We start from the raw sequence: 20337 nt of genomic DNA, 5'->3' as shown, positions 1-20337 counted from the left end.
TTGCTCGTTCCTCGCTAATTATAGCCAGCCATTTTTAGCCATTTTTAGCCGCTTAGCAAAGCGTTAGCAGCCAAACCAACAGTTGAGTACAAAGGAAGTATCGTGACTAAAAAATCAAAAATTAGTATTTTTATTTCTTATTCATGGAGCGACACTAAAGTCGCCGATGAAATTGAAAGTGATTTGAGCCAGTTTCAATTAAGCCTAGTTAGAGATGTTCGTGATATTGAATATAAATCTAGTATCACTAGCTTTATGGAAAAAATTAGAGATACAGATTTCGCGATACTTCTTGTGAGCGAAGATTATTTGAAGTCAAAGAACTGTTTAAAGGAAGTTATTCACCTTTTAAAAGAAAAAGAATACAAACACAAAATTTTGCCTATTATTGTTGGCAATCCTTCCATTTATAATGCCGAAGGACGTGTTCTATATACAAGACATTGGTTGGAAGAAAAAAATAAACTAGAAGAATTAATAAATAGCTTACCAGCTACGGCTATCATCAATGAAATCCAAGAACTTAAAGTTTTGGAAAGTATCTCTTCGAATATCAATGAATTCCTAAGTTATATAAGTGATATAAAAAATGTGACTTTTAGCGAACTAAAAGATGAAAGCTACAAATCACTTATTGAATCAATAGGTGGTGTAAATGTTGATCATCTGATTGAATTATTACAAATAACATTAAATCCAAATATTGACGAAAAAGAACTACAGATAGACGATTGGTTTGAGAATAACACACCAACATCTGATGCTTATGCAATAAGAGCGATAGTAGCTAAATTAAAAAATAATATTCTAAAAGCTGAGGCAAATTATGAAAAAGCTATAGAATTAAATGCTGAAAACGCTTTCGCACTGAATGACTATGCTTATATGCTATTTAATGAAAAAAGAGAGCATCAAAAAGCAAAAGATATGTTAGTCAAGGCAATTGATCTTTTTCCTAATTTTACAGTTGCACGATTGAACCTAGGTTGTTTATTAACTGATGCTTTTGATGATATCGAAAGCGCTAAAAAGCAATATGAAGAAATCATTTCATATAACCCTACAGAAGAAAAAGCATACAATAATTTAGCTAATTGTTATAAGCGAAATAGTAAGAGTAAAGCCAATCAAAAGGTCATTTGTGAATTGTACGATAAAGCTCTAAGTTTAAACCCTGATTATATAGAGGTTCACCTTGGTTACGGTAGTTTTCTAACTGAATATATGGGAGAGCACGATAAAGCTTTACAGCATTATGACGAAATGCTGAGAATAGATCCAAAATCTTCGAAATTAGTTGCATCATTAAAAGAGCGTTTAAGAAAAAAGTCTCAGCAGAAAGTAACTAGAAATGAACTTTGTCCGTGTGGTAGTGGTTTAAAGTATAAAAAATGTCATGGTGCTTAGTGGCTGCTAACAAGAAAATTAACGAATGGACTAAGAAAGCTTGGCTTAGTTCGTTCCTCACTAATTATAGCCAAGCTCTTTTGCCCGTTATTTGGACGTTAGCTTTCAAAGGAGGCCTCATTGGCTGTTTTAGACTTCAAAGAAATCCCAGAAGCGCATATTGCTACAGGGCAACAAGATCAATTTGAACTTTTCTCTAGAGACTTTTTAGCTTTTGTTGGATATGAAATTTTAACTGATCCTGATAGAGGTGCTGATGGTGGTGTCGATTTAGTAGTATTGGAAAAACGAACAGGTGTCGGTGGAGAAACCCTAGTTAAATGGTTGGTTAGTTGTAAGCATAAAGCTCATAGTGGAAGTTCAGTGAAACCAAGCGATGATTCTAATATTAGAGATCGTGTTGAAGCAAATGAGTGTGATGGATTTATTGGCTTTTATTCAACTCTTGCTAGCGCAGGGCTAGCAGGAAACCTCCAAGGTTTAGATGGGAAAATTGAAACACAAGTTTTTGACTATGAAAAAATAGAAAGTAATTTATTACATTCAGCAAAAGGATTGGAAATAGCTGAGAGATACTTCCCCCAATCGCTTGATAAGTGGAAAACGAACAACCCCAAGCCAGCCCAAATTTTTGCAGAAGATCCGAAGCTTCATTGTAAAGTCTGTGATAAAGAATTATTTGAGCAAGATGACAAAGGGATTATTCAGCTCTGGAATAAAATACGAGTCGATTATGAAAAAGAGCCCAAGCGTTATGAATTTGTTTACTGGACGTGCCGTGGTCATTGTGATGACGTACTTTCGCGCCATATCAGAAAGCAACGATCAGATGTAAGTGATGGCTGGGAAGATATTTCAGATGTAATGATGCCTACTGTATTTATAAAGTGGGTCATGAGTACATTCAATGAACTAAGAGATGGTATTGAATATTCTGACGAGGCATTTGAAAATTTAAAAACATTTATGATTAAGGTCTATCCATATATTTGTCGGCACTTAACAGATAACGAGCAAGATAGAGTTAAGTCTCTAATGGAAATTCCGTCATACATGGGCGGCTTGGGGTATGAAAGCTAACAAGTCGCTCAAAGTGGACGCAAAACAGTTGGCTTGCGCTCATTCTTCGCTAATTTTAGCCAACAATTTTGCGCCCGCTAGCCATTAAGGAGTTTACTTGAACATTTCTGAGTCACATGAAAAAGAGCTTTTAGTTGCAAAATCTTTATTAGAGAACCCGGGACTTGCTGCAAAAATAACTAATCTTATAGGTACTCCTATTGAAAAGGGTTTAGATTTACTTCCTGATGATTGGAGTAAAAATATAGCTAAAGTGACAGAGAAGTCTCTAATTAAGGCATCTGATGCTGCGATATTTACGATGAAAGATATTCCTGGTGAAGAATCGTCTAATATTTGGCATAAGTTGGGAGTTGCAGTTAGTGGTGGTGTCGGCGGTTTCTTTGGCTTGGCGGCGATAGCTGTTGAACTACCCATTTCAACATCAATAATGTTGCGTTCTATAGCTGATATTGCTCGTAGCGAAGGTGAATCGATTACAACACCTGAAACTCAAATGGCTTGTTTAGAGGTGTTTGCATTGGGTGGGCCAAGTGATCTAGATGATGGCAGTGAGTCGGGATATTTTGCGATAAGAGCAGCACTAGCAAAGTCAGTTGCTGAAGCTGCAGAATTTATTCTAAAAAAAGGTATTACCGATGAAGCAGCTCCTATTTTAATTAAATTAATTGCTAAAATCGCTGAAAAGTTTGGTGTTCAAGTTACTCAAAAAGCAGCTGCACAAGCAGTTCCTGCTATTGGTGCAGCTGGCGGCGCAATAATAAATACTTTATTTATTGATCACTTTCAAGACATGGCTAGAGGCCATTTTATTGTTAGAAAACTAGAACGTGTATATGGATATGAAGTAGTCAAAGACGCATATGATGCATTACCTAAAAATGGCTAACAAGTTACTCAAACGGACGCTAAACAGTTTGCTAGCGCTCGTTCCTCGCAATTTAAGCAAACTATTTCGCGCCGCTTAGTAAGGCGTTAGGTGAAAGGAGACTTAGCCTCTATGGATAATCCATCAACTTTATTAGTCGTTCATGATCTACTTGTTTCGAGAGATTTCTACGTTGGTATTCTCGGTCTAACACTTGTTGAAGAACATGAAGACAGTTTAAAGCTTAAAAGTGGTTCACATAATGTGTTTATGTTTCAAGGTACAATGGAAGCAAAAAGCTATGAGCACGGATATAACTCAAATTCATCATTGGTGCTTACTGTCAGTAACTTGGATGAAAAAATTAATGAGTTAAAATCTAAAGGTGTAGTTTTTATCCATAAATCACCTAATGAAAATAGGTGGGGTCGCTATGCCGCTTTTAAAGACCCTTCAGGGATCGTAAATGAATTAATGGAGTTTTTCACCTAACAAGCAAATAAATCAGGACAAATAACAGTTGGTTTTTGCTCCTTCGCCGCTTATTTTAACCAACTGATATTTGCCCATTATTAGGGCGTTATGTGTCTAGAGGAGTAACGAGATGAATTGGAACGCAATTATCGCACTTTCTGAAGTCGTCGGCGTCATAGCCATTATTTCTTCACTTATTTATGTAGCTGCTCAAATACGACAAAATACTTTGATTGCGCGCGCTACGATTATTCATAGTACAAACACTGCCGCAACGCGCATACCTGAACTTATTGCCCAAGACGCCGAGCTGGCAATAATCTATCGCAAAGGAATAAGTGGACAGTCCCTAGATGGCGTGGACCTAGAGAGATTTATTGCTTTGGTCGAAATGTATGTGATCTGGCTGGAAGATGTCGACAGCCAATTTGATGCGGATTTATATTTTAATGATGATGATCTAGATGGCGTGATTGATGCTATGTCTTACGAACTAATGAATTGGTTCTCAACACCAGAGGTCCGAAAGTGGTGGCATCAAGAGGCAAAACAAAATTATGTTCCTGGGTTTGCCATCAAGATGGACAAATACATCGAGACTGACTAGTACTAGTAGTTTTATATCGGCTCACCGATAGTAACCAAAACTAAGTCCCAGTATAGGAAATCGGAATTGAAGCAAACACATAACAAAACGTTCAACTTCGCAGCCTACGGCTGCCCGACAGCCCAAAGCTACGCTTCGGCCTGCCGGTTAACTCAGCGTTATACGTTTACTGACACCACAATTGAGAATAGAGGATTACTATGAGATCGTTACTCTTCAAAATAATATTAATAGTGAGCCTTTTCGGAGTTGTCAGTTTTGCTGCTTCATCTAATAGTGAGAGTCCTTATATCTACGTTCTTGGTGTGGCTCAAGACGCAGGTTATCCTCAAGCTGGCTGTTATGAAGTTCATTGTATCCCCGGTTGGAAAAATATCGGCCTCAGGCGGGGAGCCGTCTCACTTGGTTTGATTGACCCTCAGGCTAAGACAAAATATATGTTTGAAGCTACACCAAATTTCCCGTCGCAACTTTATGATTTAGAGTTAGAGGCACCTTTGGAGAACTTTAAGTTTTCAGGAATATTCCTTACTCACGCACATATCGGTCATTACACCGGGCTAATGTTCTTAGGCCATGAGGCGATGGGGGCATCAAATGTGCCTGTATTTTCTATGCCTAGAATGGCACGATTTTTGGAAACAAACGGACCGTGGAGCCAGCTTGTTAAATACAAAAACATATCCTTAGTACCCTTGCAAGACAACGGAGTGCAAAAATTAGGTAGCGTGAAAGTAACACCTTTTTTAGTGCCGCACAGAGACGAATACTCTGAAACTGTAGGATATCGAATAGTTGGTCCAGACAAGTCTGCAATATTTATCCCAGACATAAATAAGTGGCACGAATGGAAAACGGATATCGCAAAGTTAGTAACAACGGTGGACTATGCTTTTCTTGACGCGGGTTTTTTTGCAGATGGAGAATTACCTGGTCGCGACATGTCTTTGATACCACACCCATTCGTTACTGAAACCATGGAAACCCTAAAACAGCTTTCTCGCGAAGATCGCAAAAAGGTATGGTTTATACACATGAATCATACTAACCCTATGTTGAATCCAAATAGTGTGGAAAGTCAGAAGGTAAAATCTGCAGGATTTAATATCGCGATAGAAGGAAAGCGGTTTACTCTTTAGGTGCCGACGTATAACAAATCAATCAACTACGCGCCTTCAGCGCCGGACACAGAAAATATTAGCCGGTTATTAATGCGTTAGTTTGTTTTATCTTTAAGAGTTAAAAACAAGGAATGTTTTCAAGTTGAAGTAAGCGCTTTTTTTGAGTAGATACTTTTTAAAATCAGCGCTTAACCTACCTAATCATTTCCATTTTGTTTTCTTTTTAAGTACAGTAGATAAATTGTAAAAAGTGTATGTTTACCAATAGCTTGTGGCCAGTAAACTGGCGGAAGCGTGGTTACTCAAACTAACAAGCTGTTTAACGTAACACATAAAGCTGGCTGTGTTTCGTGCCTCAACTATTTTAGCCAGCTTTACTTAGCCCGTTAACAGGGCGTTAGGTGTAAAGGGAGTTGAAATCCAATATGTATTTTCTACTAACATATGATGTTGTATCTGATTATATAGAGCGAAGGACTGAATTTCGTGATGCTCATATTAAACTAGCTTTATCTGCTGTAGATCGCGGTGAACTGAGATTGGGTGGAGCGCTAACCGAACCTAATGATGGAGCCGTTTTACTTTTTGAGGGTGACTCTCCAGACGTTGCGGAAAGTTTTGCCAAACGAGATCCTTATGTCTTAAACGGTCTTGTAAAAAATTGGCAGGTCAGGTCATGGTCAATAATTATAGGGGCAGGTGTCTCTCCACAAAATATTGAAATTAGCACCTAACAAGGCACTAAAACAGGACAAATAAAGCTTGGTCTTTGTCACTGCGTGCCCGATTTAAGCCAAGCCTTATTTGCCCCTTAAATGGGCGTTATGCGTAAAAGGAGTTTTATCAATGTTTGGTAAAAAGTCGACTATTAGAAAGTATAAGTACAAACTTCGCCCTGCATTAGCTAAAAGGTATGGCGGCTCAGCAACTTACACAAAAGGTCAAGTTGATAAAACCATAGATGAAATGGGCTTTGATAAAAGGCATATACATTACGCATATTTAATGTATTGCGACGTTGCGACTTCCAAAGCCAATACCCCTGATAATGAATCTACCGAATCAATGAGCAATACAATTACTTCCGTATCAGGAATAGGGATTTTTGGGGCGCTTTTCGGTTCTTCATATTATAGTGGCGGAGACGATGGCACTGGTGGAGATTTTGGTGGTGATGGCGGCGGTGGCGGAGAGTAGTTTACGCATAACAAGAATTTAAAGCGGGACTGCTAACAGTTTTCTCGGTTTCGCTTCGCTTCACATTTTAGCAAACTATTATCAGCCTCTTAACAGGGCGTTAGGCATATACGGAGGGATGCGATTTAATGAAGTTTTTGAGTGTTGTAATACTTAGTATTTCTCTTGTTGCTTGTTCTTCTACAGAAGTTCATTTATATACGCGTTATTTATCAGATACTGAAATTGAAAAAATCAGTTCAAAACTGGATGAGTCTAACTTTAAAGTTATTACTAATACACTCTCTTTTCCTGAAACAATTAACCAATCAACTCTGCTTTATTCGCCATTTATTAAGGGTGATAAAACTCTAGATATATTAATAAATTCACTTTCTGATTTAGGTTGGGCTATCCCTAACGTAGAAGCGCTTGTATCAGGGAATCATTGGTATAGCAAAGATAGTGTTGGTTTGTTTATACTCCCAGAAGGAGTCAAACAAAAAGATAAAATTGCTAATCAAGATCTGGCTAATGATTACGAAAGCCGAAATTGCGATACTTTAGTGAACCTTCGTTTAAACAAAGATAATACTTATCAACTGACTTTTCTCAACAAAACTAACGAACGAAAAGATCATCTCAAAGGTAGTTGGAAAATAAGAAGTTATCCTTATATAGAATTAACATCATTTAACGAACGTTGGTGGTTTTACTTTGAAATTGAACAAAAAGTTGAATCTGATAAAGTAAGTAAAGTAAATATTATTGAGCTTAAGCCCGTAGATCATTATCCTTTCTTTCCTAATTGCAGTTTTGTAAATGGTGTAAGAATTTAATAATAATCAGCTAGGTGTATATATGCCTAACAAGCCAATTAAGATGGGACTGCTAACAGTTTGCTCGGTTCCGCTTCGCTACACATTTTAGCAAACTATTATCAGCCTCTTAACAGGGCGTTATGCGAAATCGTAGTTGAGGGAGCATCCCCAAAGGAATAACTAATGAATTGGTTGAAAGAGTGTTCAGAGCGATATCCGATTTTATCTTTTACGCTAATTAGTGTAGGCATCACATGGGCTGTTTGGTTTTGTGTTCCGTTTTTTGCAGGATCAAATTGGGCACTTGGACGTATACTAGTTGGAGCCGGTTTTGGCCCTGCATTAGCAGCAATTTTTCTAAATCACTTATGCGGTCCAGGAGCCAATATTGGCAATAGAAAGTGGTGGTTCTGTTTTAGTTTTTTTTCCATTTTACTGTTTGGATTGTATTTCTCAATATTGATTACAGGCGATGCTATTACAGCAGAAAAATTTTCTACGGCTAAACCAGTTGGCATTACATTTACTGGAGTATTAGGTTCAATAGTTTCTGCTGGGGTTGGGGGCTTTGTAATAGCATCTTTAGTCGTTAGTCGGTCAAATGCTCTAAATTCAATAAGCCAGTGGCGTATATCTATTAAGTGGTGGTTGATCGCCTTGCTGTTACCCGCGACATGGATGTTACTAGGACTGTTCATGGCATACATGACGGGAAACCCTGTAGAAATTTCTCACCACGGTTTAGACTTGCAAACTTGGATTTTATATACAACACGTTCAATATTATTAACTTTTTTAGTGGTCGCTATTGGTGAAGAGTCTGGCTGGCGAGCTTGGATGTTACCACGCCTACAGGCGAGTTTTAGTCCACTTTTGAGCTCTGTATTTCTTGGTCTAATCTGGGGCCTATGGCATTTTCCTTTATTTGTTATTGGCCAATATAGCGATCCACCTGAAATGGTTTTTGCTAAAGCAGGGGCTTGTGTTATGTTGGGGATTATTTTTACTTGGCTTTACAATCGCACAGGAGGAAACCTTCTGATGGTTGTTTTACTGCATACAGCTATGAATAGCTCACCGAGACTCATTCCTTTTTCTGAACAAATGGGCTTATTCTTATTTTTAGCTTTTGTATCCATGATTATTTTCGACCGTATGTGGCGAAAAAATGGAGTAAGCAACTTAGATGGGTGTGCTCAAAAAACTTAACCCATGTACCATTTATTTTCTCATAACAAGAACATTAAACGGAACATTTACAGTTGGCTGTTTTTCGTTCCTCAAACATTATAGTTGGCTATAAATTTCAGCTTATGTAAGCGTTATATCTCTAAGGATTATATTTTGAGTGTCATGGAGACTGATAGATTAGAAATTCGTGAAATCAATTCAAAAGACTCAATTGATTTGCGACTTGTTTTGTCTGACCCTGAAGTTATGAAATATTCAATAGTTGGTGTTCACAATGATAGTGAAATACAAAAATATATAGATAATTGCCAACAACAATACCGTACTAAGGGGTTTGGCCAATGGGCTATGTTTTCAAAATTAGATGCTAGTTTTGTTGGTGTTTGCGGACTAAATTTACATGTAGTTGAAAGCAATGATTTACTGCATGTTAGCTATAGGTTAGCTTCCTCTCAACAAGGGAAAGGTTTTGCTTCAGAAGCAACAATTGCTGTAGCTGAATTTTGCAAACAACAATTAAAATTAAAGGATATTTCAGCTTTAATAGATCCTGAAAACATACCTTCTCTTAAAGTGGCTAAAAGAGCTGGCTTTTTATTTAAAAAATCATCTGAAATTCAAGGTTTCAATGTAGACATCTATCAATTGGATTTTAGAGGCGAGATATAACAAGCCAATTAAGGCGGGACTGCTAAAGCTTGGCTCAGTTTCGCTCTGCAACACAAGTTTAGCCAAGCATTATTAGCCCCTTATTGGGGCGTTAGGCTTTCCTATAATTCAGATGAAAACGGATATTATGACGAATAAAATTACTAAATTAGAAAAAGTAGGTTTTGTATTAGTTTCACTTATAGTTTTGTTACAGGGATTTTATGGTACTTTTTCATTCATTGATCCTGCCGCCTTTTCTACAGTAAGAGGCACTGAACTTTTTTCTGGTATGGATGCTGATTGGGTGAAAATATATGGATCACGCACTATTTTTATTACCCTGATTTTTGGTTATCTTTTATTTACTCGAAATCATATTGTTTTAATGTGGGGGGCTTTATTTGCTGTTGTTATGCCAATTACAGACGGGCTACTTGCATATGAAGCTCAAGCTCCATTTAAAGTTGTTGCTAAGCATATCGCTACTATCGTGTATCTATTAATAATATTTCTAGTTTTTAAAAAGGTTGTTGCTCAAAAAGCCTAACAAGAATTTAAAGTGGGACTGCTAACAGTTTGCTCGGTTTCGCTTCGCTACACATTTTAGCAAACTATTATCAGCCCCTTAACAGGGCGTTATGCCGAAAAGAGTTTAACTAGATGCCTGAGCCTGATCTATTAAGTATCATGACATTTGAAATATCGACAGATCTTGGTCAGTGGCTTAAGATGAATCACGCCTCTGAAAGTGAATTATGGATAAAGTTATATAAAAAAAATAGTGGAATTAAGAGCATTACTTGGGATGATGTCGTGATTGAATCTTTATGTTGGGGCTGGATAGATGGTGTTAAAAAATCAATCGATGATCAATCTTATCTTCAACGTATAACTCCCAGAAAAACACGAAGCAACTGGTCTAAAAGAAACACAAAGCATGTGGAACGCTTGATTAGTGAAGACCGAATAATGGAATCTGGGCTTGTACATATTCGTGAAGCAAAAGCCGATGGTCGTTGGGAAAATGCCTATGTGGTAAGTGAAATGGAAGTTCCCTCAGATTTTCTAGCTGCCCTAGAGATTAATCTGATTGTTAAAGAATTTTATGCAACACTTAATAAATCAAGTCGTTCCGCTATTGCATATGGATTGATAAGTGCCAAGAAGCCTGAAACCAGACTTAGGCGATTTACAAAATTCATGAACATGCTTGTTAACGAAGAAAAACCTTAGCAAAGTAGAGTTCGTCATAACAAGCATTTAAAGCCGGACTGCTAACAGTTTGCTCGGTTCCGTTACGCTATACAATTTAGCAAACTATTATCAGCCCCTTATTTTGGGCGTTATACATCAAGGAGTCGTTATGAACCGTGTTCTAGTTTCGAGTACAAGTCCCTATGCTTCTAAATTAGGTTTTTCTCGAGCAGTTAAAGTCGGTAATTTTATCTCTGTTGGAGGAACTGCCCCTATTGATGACAATGGAAAAACTGTTGGTGTTAATGATGCTGCTGCTCAAACAAGACAATGTATAAAAATTATTGAGATTGCGCTTAAAGAAGCTGGTGCCACACTAAATGATGTTGTGCGAACTCGTATGCTACTTACTAATATTGATAACTGGAAAGAGGTTGCTGAGGTGAGAGGTGAATATTTCAAAGATATTCTTCCTGTCGATACAGTAATGGAAGTTAGTAAATTTATTAACCCAGAATGGCTAATCGAAATAGAAGTTGATGCAGTAGTACAATCTTGATGAATAACAAGTCACTCAAAAGGACAAATAACAGTTGGTTTTTGCTCCTTCGTCGCTTATTTTAACCAAATACAATTTGCCCTTAACAGGGAGTTATATACAAAGGAAAGTTTTGTGACACTAGAGGCTACATGCTGTTGTAAACAGGTTTCTATCACTGTTTCAGCTCAACCTGAAATGAATTCAGTTTGTCATTGTACAAACTGTAAGCAACGTACGGGAAGTGCATTTGGAATATCTACTTATTTTAAAACAGATGCAGTATTAAATATGTCAGGTGATACAAGAATTTATACACTATGGCACCAAGAGCAAAATCACGAACAAAAGCGCTATTTTTGTTCTAGTTGTGGTACAACTTTGTATTGGACTATATCAACGATGCCTGATTATATCGGTATCGCAGGAGGTTGTTTTGCAGCTTCCGAAATTTTAGAGCCAGCCTATACACTTAATAACTCGAATAAATGTCAGTGGGTAAGCTTTCCATCCAATTGGCAAGTTGAAGAGTAATTTACATATAACAAGCCATTCAAGCGGGATTGCTATCAGTTGGTTCGGTTTCGCTTCGGTACACAATTTTAGCAAACTATTATCAGCCTTTTAAATGGGCGTTATGCAGAACCAAACTTATGGAGTTATAAATTATGCTCGGTGTAAATGAACTTACTACTTTTTTCGGTTGGTGTACTGTAATAAATTTGGGCGTATATTTATTTTCAGCATTTTTCATTTTCGTATTTAAAAGTTTCACCATTAACCTTCATAGTAAAATTGTAGGTGTTGAATCTTCAGAGTTACCAAACATGTATTTTCAATTTTTGGGTAATTATAAAATAGGCATATTACTTTTAAATTTAACACCGTATATTGCATTAAAGTTAATGGGTTAGCGTTTAGTTCAACATAACAAGCATTTAAAGCGGTACTGCTAAAGTTTGGGTCGGTTCCGCTTCGCTACACAAGTTTAGCTAAACATTATCAGCTCCTTAACTAGGCGTTAGACAATTAGGGAAGTATCGTGCACTCAGGTAATAATAAATATTTAATTATCGGTTCTATTTGTAGCGCTCTTGCTGCTATAGCTCACTTGGGGTGTATCATTTTCGGTGGTGACTGGTATCGTTTTTTTGGTGCTGGCGAACAAATGGCAAGAATGGCCGAAGATGGACATTGGTATCCAACTGTCGTTACATCAATTATTGTTTTGATTCTGTCTGTGTGGTCTCTCTATGCGCTTTCTGGCTCAAAAGTTATATTTCGGCTTCCGCTTCTTAGATTAGGACTGATTGTTATTTCTCTAATTTACTTACTTCGAGGTGTAGCATTTGTGGCCATAATGCCAATGTTTCCTGAAAACACTTTAACTTTTTGGTTTGTCAGTTCGGGGATTTGTTTAATTATTGGGACGTTATATGCCGTTGGTACTTTTCAGTCTTGGTCACAATTAAGTGTAAAAAATTCCTAACAAGTTAATAAATATGACAAATAACATCGTCATGATTTTTGCAAAACGCAAAAGTACATGCCAATATTATTTGCCGTTTAGTAAGGCGTTAGCTGTAAAAGTATATATTGATAATTCTCCGAGGTATAAATGACTTTAGGAAAGTGCAACTGTGGTGAAATAGCCTTTGAAATCACCAATCAAATAACAGACGTCTATTTTTGTCATTGCTCCATATGTCGTAGTGCTACTGGAGCAAATGGCATTGCTGTGGTAGTAACTAACAACGAGAACTTCCGTTGGATTAAAGGTGAAAAGTATATTAAAACGTGGTTTAAACCTAACCATGACTGGCAAACTAGTTTTTGTACTAATTGTGGCTCAAATTTGCCTGGAAAAAATGATAGTGCTCGGATGTACATTCCAGCTGGCCTATTGCCTAATGACAATGGATACTTAAAAATTACTCACCATATTTGGGTAGGCTCGAAAGCTAACTGGGATGAAATTGGCGATAATGGTATTCAACACCTAGAGGCTTTCGGTAGTTAATTTTAAGCATGCAGCTAACAAGTTGCTCAAAAGGACGCCAAACAGTTGGTTGGTGCTCGTGTCTCGCAAATTTTAGCTAACTATTTTACGCCACTTAGCAAGGCGTTAGGCATCAGGAGGAAATTATGAGAAGCATTCAAAGAAATATCACTTTTCTAGTGTGTACTTTGTTAAGTCATGTGTTAATCGCGGCCGAAGAAGTTCCTACGTCTAAGCCCATCTCTATAGGCTTAACCATCAGTGCGCCACTTTTTGATGGTAGTTGCGGAAAAAGTGAATGGGGAGCAGCGCAGAAGATCGAATTACCGGCAGGGGCTTCAATTTATCTCATGCATGACAAAGGTTCTTTATTTGTTTGCGCCAAAGGTAAAGCCGAAGACTACGCGGTTATTGATCTTTACATAGAAAATGCCGAAACTGGCAATCTTCACAATCTTCATGCTTCTGCTCAGCTTAGTGAAAAATTGCTCATTGATAAAGAATGGGGTCAGCCTGAACGGTGGAATCTCAAAGATTGGGGTGGTTTCTGGGTGCCTTATGCAGGGTATGAAGAAACCGAAAAGGGAAGACGCCCTAAATTCTTGAAGGGTTCACATAGGGAAATTCAAGTACTACGCAAGAAATTTTCGGGCAATATTTGGAAAATGATGATTAGTGTGAGTGCGATCAATCACGAAGGGGACTCGCAAGCATTCTTTTTCCCCGAGAAAGCCGTAGATACCGATACTTCGACCTGGCTGACCTTTTCATTTTCTGGTGCCTAACAAGTGTTTGCAGCTAACACCAAAAGCTATGCATCTTTGTATGAAGGTCGCAAGATCCCGTTTTACTCACACGGTGCGCCGCTTTTTGGCGCGGCTGAAACTGGCGTTAGGTGAATATGCGTTTAACTCAAACTTCAGATGAAAATTTTATTGAATTGATGTCTTGGTTTTCAAACGAAGATGAATTAAATCTTTGGTCTGGTCCAAATTTTAGATATCCATTCGATTTAAGCTCTTTTAAGGCTGACTTAAAACTTGATACTTTGAAATCATTCTCGTTAATTTCTAACGAAGGTGAATTTTTGGCATTTGGACAATATTATTTAAGGCTTGGGATGTGCCATCTTGGAAGGCTAGTTGTTAATCCTAATCTTCGCGGGAAGGGCATCGCTTCTCACTTAATAAAGCAATTGAGTATTTTGGGGAGATCGGATTTAAGAGCTAAGTCATGCTCACTATTTGTATTAGGACATAACGAAAGTGCAATTCAAGCTTATACAAAACTTGGCTTTTCTATTGCTGATTATCCAGAAGAAATTCCATTGAAAAATTGTTTGTATATGGTGAAGGAATAAATTCATCTAACAAGTCACTTAAAAGGACAAATAACAGTTGGTTTTTGCTCCTTTTTTGCTAATTTAAGCCAGCTATTTTATTTCCTCTTAACGAGGCGTTAGATAGCATTACAAATTTTGAACCTAGGCGTAGTATGATCACAAAACTTGAAAATTCGAATGGAGAAGTAGCAAATCAGATTTTTACTGTTTTTCAGCGCTCTTATAAAATTGAAGCTCAACTAATAGGGACTCTCGATTTCCCTCCGCTTCTGCGAAGTATTAAAGATATAGAAAACTCAGAGACACAATTTTATGGCTTTATTGAAAATGAATGTATTGCTGCAGTAATAGAGATTGCTATAGAAAATCAACACCTAGAAATTAATAGTTTAACCGTTGATCCAAAGTATTTTAGGAAAGGTATTGCAAGTAGATTGATAGGCCACATCCTAGACTCCATTGATTTTTCGCAAGCGATTGTAGAAACCGCTGCTGTAAACTTACCTGCAATAGAGTTATATAAAAAATATGGTTTTGTTGAATTTAAAAAGTGGACGCCATCTCACGGTATTGAAAAAGTGGCAATGTTGGTTGATTTTACTCGCTAACTAGTCATTCAAAAGGACAAATAACAGTTGGCTATTTGTTCCTAGGTCGCTTATTTAGCCAACAATTACTTGCCTCTTAGCGAGGTGTTAGAGGCCTCTAAAGTATGAGATTCATCATCACCTTTTTGTTGTTAATTTCAGGGACTGCTTCTGCTAGTGATGAACAATTAAAAATCACAAAATTAGCTGATAATCTATACCAACATATTTCTTATAAAAACATTAAACCTTGGGGAATGGTTGGGGCATCTGGTTTAATTGTTGTTGATGGAAAGAATGCTCACATTATTGATACGCCTTGGACACAAGAAGAGACAGAAAAACTAATCAACTGGATAAGGTCAAAAGGTCTCATTGCTAAAAGTAGTATTGTTACTCATTTTCATGAAGATGCTAGCGGTGGAATACCGTTTCTTAATAAATCCAAGATAAAAACATATGCGACTTCCCAAACTAATAACCTACTTAATTTAAAACATAGAGAACAATCTAGTAATGAAATCCCTAGTACTACATTTGAGTTAGTTAAAGGTACTATCGAAATCTATTATCCTGGCCCTGGTCATACAGAGGATAATATTGTTGTTTGGCTTCCAAAGAGTAATATTTTATTTGGAGGGTGTTTTGTCAAAAGTATGAACAGTAAAAATTTAGGCAATACTGAAGATGCTTCAATAAATAAATGGCCTGCTTCAATTCAAAAAGTAATTAATAAATACCCGAATATTGAGATCGTTGTACCGGGACATGGTAAGGTCGGTGATATAAATTTACTTAAACATACAGCAAAACTTGCTTTAGGTGTAGCCTCTAACAAGTTGCTCAAGCAGGGCTCGTAACAGTTGGCTCGGTTCCGCTTCGCTCCATATTTTAGCAAACTATTAATAACCCCTTATTGGGGCGTTATGTTTGCACGCGAAGTGTGAAGCACTTTATAATTTTATTACTTTCGACCGGAATACAGTGAGCGTCTAATGCGAACAAAACTTAAAGCAGCGTACAATTTAGAGTTGGGTGAGGCGATTCGCTTTTATAAGTTAAATGAGTTTGAAGACTCTTTTCATCACCTTGAACGTGCTCACATTCTTGGTCAGAGCTATATCATCCCCCATACTAAATCCCATTGGTGGATGTTAAAAGTTGGTATCAAGAAGCGAAATATTAAAGAAGTACTTGGTCAGGTAACGAGGATGATAGCTTCAGTAATATTTTCTAGAATTTGGGTTCCCCTAGGTAATACGGGCGGAGCCAACGTTAATCCGATGAAACCTATGTCTGTTCCAGAAGATTTAAAGAAAATACTGAGTGAAAGTGAAACATAACAAGGCATTCACCCGGACAATTTACAGTTGGCTTTTTGATCGTGCCTTACTTATCTTAGCCAACTACAAATAGCCGCTTAATGTGGCGTTATGCGTTTCAGATGGAGGAGTTAAAATGAAGTCTATTATTCTAAATTCTATTGCAATATTAGGAGGGCTCGTTTTAGGTAGCGTAGTAAATATGGGACTAATATCACTAGGTGGAGAGATAGTTCCTCCACCTGCTGGTGCAGATGTGTCAACAATGGAAGGGCTAGAGAAAGCTATGCCTTTATTCATGCCAAAACACTTTGTTTTTCCGTTTCTTGCACACTCTTTAGGAACATTGGCAGGTGCTGTTTTCGCTGCAAAAGTTGCGGTGACTCACAAATTAATAATTGCATTTGTTATTGGCGTAGCATTTCTTGCAGGAGGTATAGCTATGGTTATTAGTCTGCCGTCGCCAATTTGGTTTAATTCATTGGATTTAATTGGTGCATACTTACCCATGGCGTATCTTGGCTATAAGTTTGTAAAGAGAAATGATTCCCCTTAACTAAAAAAACACATAACAAACTGTTCAAACAGGACTTTAACCGTTGGCTAGGTTCCGCTCCGCTATACATTTTAGCCAACGAATATAAGCCCCTTAATACGGCGTTATACAACTATGGAAAGTATATGAATACTCAATGTCCTGCGTGTAAAAACAAAATTAAATTTTTGCAGCGATTTAAAGTGTCTAATTTTTTATCATTAATTACACCTCCTTTTAAATGCCCGCATTGTTCATCAAATATAGTTACGGACAAAAAATCACAATCCAAGATGTTGATAGGCAATGGTATATTTATTGTTATTTTATTAATTGATCGTTATTTGGAAGGTAGCTGGTCAGATATTTTGTTTCTTGCTTTTATGTTGCCAGCTTTGTATTTTCAATTGAGTGGATTTAGTTCTTTTAAGTATAATTTGGTCAAGGATAATTAGTTGATAACAAGTTATTCAAAAGGACAAAAACAGTTAATTTTTTGCACCTTCGTCGCTTGTTTTAAACAATTTTTTTTAGCCTCTTAATGAGGCGTTTATGTTTTTCGAGAGTTTAGAGTATGGAATACGCATCGGGATTAATTAAACTTAAACCTGGAACTGAGGATAAAGTTGAAGAGTGGAAAGACACTATTTCTTCCCGGCTAAATGAAGCAGCAGCAACTTTGCAAAATGAAGAAGTTCAAATAGAGTCTTGGTTTAAAGTAGACATAGAAGGCAGTAAATACCTCCTATGGTATTTGCGTGCTAAATCAATTAAACGAGTATTCGAAATTTCAATGAAATTGGAGCATCCAATTGATAAATTTCACTATGAATTAATGGCTACAATTACTGCGGGAAACGGCAATATCTTAGCAGAACCATTAATAGATATACCCAGAACAAAAACATAACAAGCTGTTCAAGTGGGACAAATTACAGTTGTCTGGTTCAGCTCGCTTCACATTTTGCCCCTTATTTCCTAGGATTAGTGTATGACTCATAATATAAATATTCGACCAGAACGTATTGACGATATTAATGATATTGAAAAAATTACTATTGAAGCCTTCAAAAACCATCCTCACAGTAACCAAACTGAGCATGAAATAGTCGCTAGATTACGCGATGATAATGCTCTTTCCGTATCTTTAGTTGCAGAAGTTAATAATGTGGTTGTAGGTCATATAGCCTTTTCTAAAGTTAAAATAAATAATGAATTCATCCAATGGTATGGTTTAGCTCCCGTTTCTGTTAAAGCTGAATACCAAAATCAAGGTGTGGGCTCACAATTAATACTTTCAGGTTTAAATGTTATTGGTGAGTTAAATGCTAAAGGGTGCGTGCTGCTCGGAGAGCCTGAATATTATAACCGATTCGGTTTTAAAGCGTTTGAGGGGTTAGTATTCAAAGGAGTTCCACCAGAGTATTTTCTATCATTACTTTTAAGTGGCGACATGCCAAACGGAAATATTGAGTACCATAAGGCTTTTTCATAAAACGGCTAATAAGAATTTAAAGCGGGACTGCTAACAGTTTATCTTTAATTAATAGAATGGTTTATAGTGAAAAGTACTTCGTATCCTGCAATCAAAATTGGCTAAAGGTGTAACATGACTGACGAGCAAGAAATAAAATCCACTTTAGAAGATTATGCAAAAGCATATTGTACTAAAGATATTGATGCCTTAATGCATGTTTTTGAGGACTGCGATGATATTTCTGTCATTGGTACAGGAGCGGATGAACTTTGTATAGGAAGAAGCTCTGTTAAGGAATTGTTCCTTAGAAACTTTGCTGAGGCCACTGCAAATCAGTTTGAATGGCAATGGTCAAAAGTTACTATTTCAAATGATTATGCTGTAGTTGCCATTTCGTTAGCAATTCATCTTGAATATCAGGGAAGTAAATTAGAAATTCCAATTCGTTGGAGTGTGGCATTAAGAAAAACAGATAGGTGGGTATGGCTACATAGACATGCTTCCTCACCTGCTTCAAATCAAGATGAAGGGCAAGCATATCCTCAAGAAGCATAGGTGTTGAGTTGGTACTCATATCAAGCAGTTCAAGCGGGACAAAATGCAGTTGGCTGTTTTTGCTCTATTCAATATTTTAGTCAACGGTATTCTTGCCCTTTAACGAGGGCGTTAGCTACTCAGGAGAGTCAGTATCAAATTTTCAGTATTAGTATGTTTTCTTTTTTCATCATTATCCTATGCCGGAGAGGTATACGAAAAATTTCCTGAACAAATTAATGAAAATGAAAAGTATGTTTTTTATTCCCATGGTTTTATTGTTGAAGGTACTAACCCTACACCTAAAAATGAAAGGTGGGGAGTGTATGAGTTTCCAGCAATAAAGGAATCTTTAGCAGATAGTGAATATAGTTTGATTGCTTATCATCGTCCTAAAGGAACAGATCCTTTCGTTCATGCCAAATTGTTAGCTAAAGATGTTAGAAAATTAATAAAAAGCGGTGTAGCTGCCAAGAGCATTACTATTATGGGGTTCTCTCGCGGAGCGTTTATTACGAGTTTAACTTCCCATTATTTGGAGGATACACCTGTTAATACCGTTCTTTTAGCTGGTTGTGGGCGGATCGTCTCAACTAAATATGCAGATATTAAAATGAACGGTGCTTTTTTATCTGTTTATGAAACAACCGACGATGCAAGTACATGTGAAACACTCAAAAATCGAAGCCCAAAATTAACCTCATTTGACGAAATTTCTATTTCGACAGGTAAAGAACATGGTGCTTTTTATAGGCCTATTTCTGAATGGGTAGTTCCTGTAAAACAATGGATAAATGAAAAAAGTAGCTAACAAGAATTTAAACAGTTGGCTGTTTTCGTACCTCAATATTTTAGCCAGCTATATTAAGCTGCTTAAAGTGGCGTTATATGTCTAGGAAAGTATGCAGCTATTGAGCACAAGCTCTGTATTGTCTACAATAGTGCACTTTTCATTTAGTTTAGGTCATTAACATGAGCGATACAAAATCGTTACCAATTTTACCGGATCGCCTTTCAGGTAATCCCCGTAGCCCATTCCATGTTGCAGAAATTTTCGAGCATAATATAGGCATTAGGTTGAACGGCAAAGAACGTACAGATGTCGAGGAGTATTGCATCAGTGAAGGTTGGGTAAAAATTCCTTCTCCAAAAGCGTTGGATCGTCGAGGACAACCGCTACTTATTACGCTAAAGGGAACTGTCGAAGCCTATTATAGTTAAGTCGGTTTGTAATGCTAAACCTGGAGGGGAGCCAAGCAATGGCTCTTCATTTCTGGATACACTTTTTAGCTTGTTCAGATAATATACATATAACAAACTAATGAGGCGGACTGCTAACAGCCTGTTCAGGTTCGCGCCACTCAAATTTTAGCCTGCTATTTATCGTTAAAATTATACAGCCCACTCGTTGAT

At 37.2% G+C, this 20337-nt stretch carries 30 protein-coding genes; all 30 read left to right on the top strand.

Annotation, left to right across the window (positions count from 1 at the left end; genetic code table 11):
- Positions 1-102 precede the first annotated feature (102 nt).
- The 30 genes from RGQ13_RS19960 (at position 103) to RGQ13_RS19815 (ending at position 20145) form a co-directional block, all read left to right on the top strand.
- Entirely contained in the window at positions 103-1407 is a 1305-nt protein-coding gene (locus tag RGQ13_RS19960; RefSeq protein ID WP_348391486.1) for a TIR domain-containing protein, read from the top strand.
- 120 nt (positions 1408-1527) lie between these two features.
- A complete protein-coding gene (locus RGQ13_RS19955; protein WP_348391485.1) occupies positions 1528-2487 on the top strand; it encodes a restriction endonuclease in 960 nt (319 codons plus the stop codon).
- Between the two features lie 97 nt (positions 2488-2584).
- Entirely contained in the window at positions 2585-3376 is a 792-nt protein-coding gene (locus RGQ13_RS19950) for an EcsC family protein (protein ID WP_348391484.1), read from the top strand.
- Between the two features lie 111 nt (positions 3377-3487).
- Positions 3488-3847 carry a VOC family protein gene (locus tag RGQ13_RS19945; protein WP_348391483.1) on the top strand — a complete coding sequence of 120 codons (360 nt, stop codon included), beginning with the start codon at positions 3488-3490 and terminating at the stop codon, positions 3845-3847.
- Positions 3848-3959: 112 nt separating this feature from the next.
- On the top strand, positions 3960-4436 hold the full coding sequence (locus RGQ13_RS19940; RefSeq protein ID WP_348391482.1) for a hypothetical protein: 477 nt from the start codon (positions 3960-3962) through the stop codon (positions 4434-4436).
- A 200-nt stretch (positions 4437-4636) separates the two neighbouring features.
- Positions 4637-5575, top strand: coding sequence for an MBL fold metallo-hydrolase (locus RGQ13_RS19935; protein ID WP_348391481.1), 939 nt, complete (start codon positions 4637-4639; stop codon positions 5573-5575).
- 395 nt (positions 5576-5970) lie between these two features.
- On the top strand, positions 5971-6291 hold the full coding sequence (locus tag RGQ13_RS19930; RefSeq protein ID WP_348391480.1) for a YciI-like protein: 321 nt from the start codon (positions 5971-5973) through the stop codon (positions 6289-6291).
- A 112-nt stretch (positions 6292-6403) separates the two neighbouring features.
- Positions 6404-6754, top strand: coding sequence for a DUF6559 family protein (locus tag RGQ13_RS19925; RefSeq protein WP_348391479.1), 351 nt, complete (start codon positions 6404-6406; stop codon positions 6752-6754).
- Between the two features lie 128 nt (positions 6755-6882).
- A complete protein-coding gene (locus RGQ13_RS19920) occupies positions 6883-7572 on the top strand; it encodes a hypothetical protein (protein ID WP_348391478.1) in 690 nt (229 codons plus the stop codon).
- A gap of 165 nt (positions 7573-7737) precedes the next feature.
- Positions 7738-8763 (top strand): CPBP family intramembrane glutamic endopeptidase, encoded by a 1026-nt coding sequence (locus RGQ13_RS19915; protein WP_348391477.1) that lies wholly within the window; start codon positions 7738-7740, stop codon positions 8761-8763.
- A 144-nt stretch (positions 8764-8907) separates the two neighbouring features.
- Positions 8908-9414, top strand: coding sequence for a GNAT family N-acetyltransferase (locus RGQ13_RS19910; RefSeq protein ID WP_348393443.1), 507 nt, complete (start codon positions 8908-8910; stop codon positions 9412-9414).
- A 127-nt stretch (positions 9415-9541) separates the two neighbouring features.
- Positions 9542-9943 (top strand): DUF4267 domain-containing protein, encoded by a 402-nt coding sequence (locus RGQ13_RS19905; RefSeq protein ID WP_348391476.1) that lies wholly within the window; start codon positions 9542-9544, stop codon positions 9941-9943.
- Between the two features lie 113 nt (positions 9944-10056).
- Complete coding sequence (locus tag RGQ13_RS19900) at positions 10057-10629, top strand: YdeI/OmpD-associated family protein (RefSeq protein WP_348391475.1); 573 nt, start codon at positions 10057-10059, stop codon at positions 10627-10629.
- Between the two features lie 130 nt (positions 10630-10759).
- The gene (locus RGQ13_RS19895; protein WP_348391474.1) at positions 10760-11149 is read left to right on the top strand and encodes a RidA family protein; all 390 of its coding nucleotides are present in this window, start codon (positions 10760-10762) and stop codon (positions 11147-11149) included.
- A 114-nt stretch (positions 11150-11263) separates the two neighbouring features.
- Positions 11264-11662, top strand: coding sequence for a GFA family protein (locus RGQ13_RS19890; protein ID WP_348391473.1), 399 nt, complete (start codon positions 11264-11266; stop codon positions 11660-11662).
- Between the two features lie 134 nt (positions 11663-11796).
- On the top strand, positions 11797-12042 hold the full coding sequence (locus tag RGQ13_RS19885) for a DUF6868 family protein (RefSeq protein WP_348391472.1): 246 nt from the start codon (positions 11797-11799) through the stop codon (positions 12040-12042).
- A gap of 128 nt (positions 12043-12170) precedes the next feature.
- Positions 12171-12617: a hypothetical protein gene (locus RGQ13_RS19880; protein ID WP_348391471.1), complete on the top strand. Its 447-nt coding sequence runs from the start codon at positions 12171-12173 to the stop codon at positions 12615-12617.
- Positions 12618-12746: 129 nt separating this feature from the next.
- Positions 12747-13148 carry a GFA family protein gene (locus RGQ13_RS19875; RefSeq protein ID WP_348391470.1) on the top strand — a complete coding sequence of 134 codons (402 nt, stop codon included), beginning with the start codon at positions 12747-12749 and terminating at the stop codon, positions 13146-13148.
- A gap of 125 nt (positions 13149-13273) precedes the next feature.
- Positions 13274-13912 (top strand): hypothetical protein, encoded by a 639-nt coding sequence (locus RGQ13_RS19870; protein WP_348391469.1) that lies wholly within the window; start codon positions 13274-13276, stop codon positions 13910-13912.
- A 116-nt stretch (positions 13913-14028) separates the two neighbouring features.
- Positions 14029-14487: a GNAT family N-acetyltransferase gene (locus RGQ13_RS19865; protein ID WP_348391468.1), complete on the top strand. Its 459-nt coding sequence runs from the start codon at positions 14029-14031 to the stop codon at positions 14485-14487.
- A 134-nt stretch (positions 14488-14621) separates the two neighbouring features.
- Positions 14622-15077, top strand: a complete 456-nt coding sequence (locus RGQ13_RS19860) for a GNAT family N-acetyltransferase (RefSeq protein WP_348391467.1) — start codon at positions 14622-14624, stop codon at positions 15075-15077.
- A 104-nt stretch (positions 15078-15181) separates the two neighbouring features.
- Positions 15182-15916: a subclass B1 metallo-beta-lactamase gene (gene bla / locus RGQ13_RS19855; protein WP_348391466.1), complete on the top strand. Its 735-nt coding sequence runs from the start codon at positions 15182-15184 to the stop codon at positions 15914-15916.
- A 135-nt stretch (positions 15917-16051) separates the two neighbouring features.
- A complete protein-coding gene (locus tag RGQ13_RS19850; protein ID WP_348391465.1) occupies positions 16052-16399 on the top strand; it encodes a DUF3703 domain-containing protein in 348 nt (115 codons plus the stop codon).
- Between the two features lie 115 nt (positions 16400-16514).
- On the top strand, positions 16515-16934 hold the full coding sequence (locus tag RGQ13_RS19845; RefSeq protein ID WP_348391464.1) for a hypothetical protein: 420 nt from the start codon (positions 16515-16517) through the stop codon (positions 16932-16934).
- Between the two features lie 125 nt (positions 16935-17059).
- Positions 17060-17368 (top strand): hypothetical protein, encoded by a 309-nt coding sequence (locus RGQ13_RS19840; protein WP_348391463.1) that lies wholly within the window; start codon positions 17060-17062, stop codon positions 17366-17368.
- 119 nt (positions 17369-17487) lie between these two features.
- On the top strand, positions 17488-17823 hold the full coding sequence (locus RGQ13_RS19835) for a DUF6176 family protein (RefSeq protein ID WP_348391462.1): 336 nt from the start codon (positions 17488-17490) through the stop codon (positions 17821-17823).
- 81 nt (positions 17824-17904) lie between these two features.
- Positions 17905-18408: a GNAT family N-acetyltransferase gene (locus RGQ13_RS19830; RefSeq protein WP_348391461.1), complete on the top strand. Its 504-nt coding sequence runs from the start codon at positions 17905-17907 to the stop codon at positions 18406-18408.
- Positions 18409-18522: 114 nt separating this feature from the next.
- Positions 18523-18945, top strand: coding sequence for a nuclear transport factor 2 family protein (locus RGQ13_RS19825; protein ID WP_348391460.1), 423 nt, complete (start codon positions 18523-18525; stop codon positions 18943-18945).
- A 301-nt stretch (positions 18946-19246) separates the two neighbouring features.
- Positions 19247-19735 (top strand): alpha/beta hydrolase, encoded by a 489-nt coding sequence (locus tag RGQ13_RS19820; protein WP_348391459.1) that lies wholly within the window; start codon positions 19247-19249, stop codon positions 19733-19735.
- A gap of 161 nt (positions 19736-19896) precedes the next feature.
- Positions 19897-20145, top strand: a complete 249-nt coding sequence (locus RGQ13_RS19815; RefSeq protein WP_348391458.1) for a DUF3297 family protein — start codon at positions 19897-19899, stop codon at positions 20143-20145.
- Positions 20146-20337: the final 192 nt, after the last annotated feature.

Source organism: Thalassotalea psychrophila (assembly GCF_031583595.1).
In the GTDB taxonomy this organism is placed as follows: Bacteria; Pseudomonadota; Gammaproteobacteria; order Enterobacterales; family Alteromonadaceae; genus Thalassotalea_A; species Thalassotalea_A psychrophila.
Note: the sequence above shows the minus strand (reverse complement) of the source record. Positions and strands in the feature narration are given on the sequence as shown.

Bases quoted from the DNA above. Each gene is read 5' to 3' on its own strand.
- RGQ13_RS19945 (WP_348391483.1), top strand. From the start codon at position 3,488: ATGGATAATCCATCAACTTTATTAGTCGTTCATGATCTACTTGTTTCG.
- RGQ13_RS19940 (WP_348391482.1), top strand. From the start codon at position 3,960: ATGAATTGGAACGCAATTATCGCACTTTCTGAAGTCGTCGGCGTCATA.
- RGQ13_RS19935 (WP_348391481.1), top strand. From the start codon at position 4,637: ATGAGATCGTTACTCTTCAAAATAATATTAATAGTGAGCCTTTTCGGA.
- RGQ13_RS19925 (WP_348391479.1), top strand. From the start codon at position 6,404: ATGTTTGGTAAAAAGTCGACTATTAGAAAGTATAAGTACAAACTTCGC.
- RGQ13_RS19920 (WP_348391478.1), top strand. From the start codon at position 6,883: ATGAAGTTTTTGAGTGTTGTAATACTTAGTATTTCTCTTGTTGCTTGT.
- RGQ13_RS19915 (WP_348391477.1), top strand. From the start codon at position 7,738: ATGAATTGGTTGAAAGAGTGTTCAGAGCGATATCCGATTTTATCTTTT.
- RGQ13_RS19910 (WP_348393443.1), top strand. From the start codon at position 8,908: ATGGAGACTGATAGATTAGAAATTCGTGAAATCAATTCAAAAGACTCA.
- RGQ13_RS19905 (WP_348391476.1), top strand. From the start codon at position 9,542: ATGACGAATAAAATTACTAAATTAGAAAAAGTAGGTTTTGTATTAGTT.
- RGQ13_RS19900 (WP_348391475.1), top strand. From the start codon at position 10,057: ATGCCTGAGCCTGATCTATTAAGTATCATGACATTTGAAATATCGACA.
- RGQ13_RS19895 (WP_348391474.1), top strand. From the start codon at position 10,760: ATGAACCGTGTTCTAGTTTCGAGTACAAGTCCCTATGCTTCTAAATTA.
- RGQ13_RS19885 (WP_348391472.1), top strand. From the start codon at position 11,797: ATGCTCGGTGTAAATGAACTTACTACTTTTTTCGGTTGGTGTACTGTA.
- RGQ13_RS19875 (WP_348391470.1), top strand. From the start codon at position 12,747: ATGACTTTAGGAAAGTGCAACTGTGGTGAAATAGCCTTTGAAATCACC.
- RGQ13_RS19870 (WP_348391469.1), top strand. From the start codon at position 13,274: ATGAGAAGCATTCAAAGAAATATCACTTTTCTAGTGTGTACTTTGTTA.
- RGQ13_RS19865 (WP_348391468.1), top strand. From the start codon at position 14,029: ATGCGTTTAACTCAAACTTCAGATGAAAATTTTATTGAATTGATGTCT.
- RGQ13_RS19860 (WP_348391467.1), top strand. From the start codon at position 14,622: ATGATCACAAAACTTGAAAATTCGAATGGAGAAGTAGCAAATCAGATT.
- bla (WP_348391466.1), top strand. From the start codon at position 15,182: ATGAGATTCATCATCACCTTTTTGTTGTTAATTTCAGGGACTGCTTCT.
- RGQ13_RS19850 (WP_348391465.1), top strand. From the start codon at position 16,052: ATGCGAACAAAACTTAAAGCAGCGTACAATTTAGAGTTGGGTGAGGCG.
- RGQ13_RS19845 (WP_348391464.1), top strand. From the start codon at position 16,515: ATGAAGTCTATTATTCTAAATTCTATTGCAATATTAGGAGGGCTCGTT.
- RGQ13_RS19840 (WP_348391463.1), top strand. From the start codon at position 17,060: ATGAATACTCAATGTCCTGCGTGTAAAAACAAAATTAAATTTTTGCAG.
- RGQ13_RS19835 (WP_348391462.1), top strand. From the start codon at position 17,488: ATGGAATACGCATCGGGATTAATTAAACTTAAACCTGGAACTGAGGAT.
- RGQ13_RS19830 (WP_348391461.1), top strand. From the start codon at position 17,905: ATGACTCATAATATAAATATTCGACCAGAACGTATTGACGATATTAAT.
- RGQ13_RS19825 (WP_348391460.1), top strand. From the start codon at position 18,523: ATGACTGACGAGCAAGAAATAAAATCCACTTTAGAAGATTATGCAAAA.
- RGQ13_RS19815 (WP_348391458.1), top strand. From the start codon at position 19,897: ATGAGCGATACAAAATCGTTACCAATTTTACCGGATCGCCTTTCAGGT.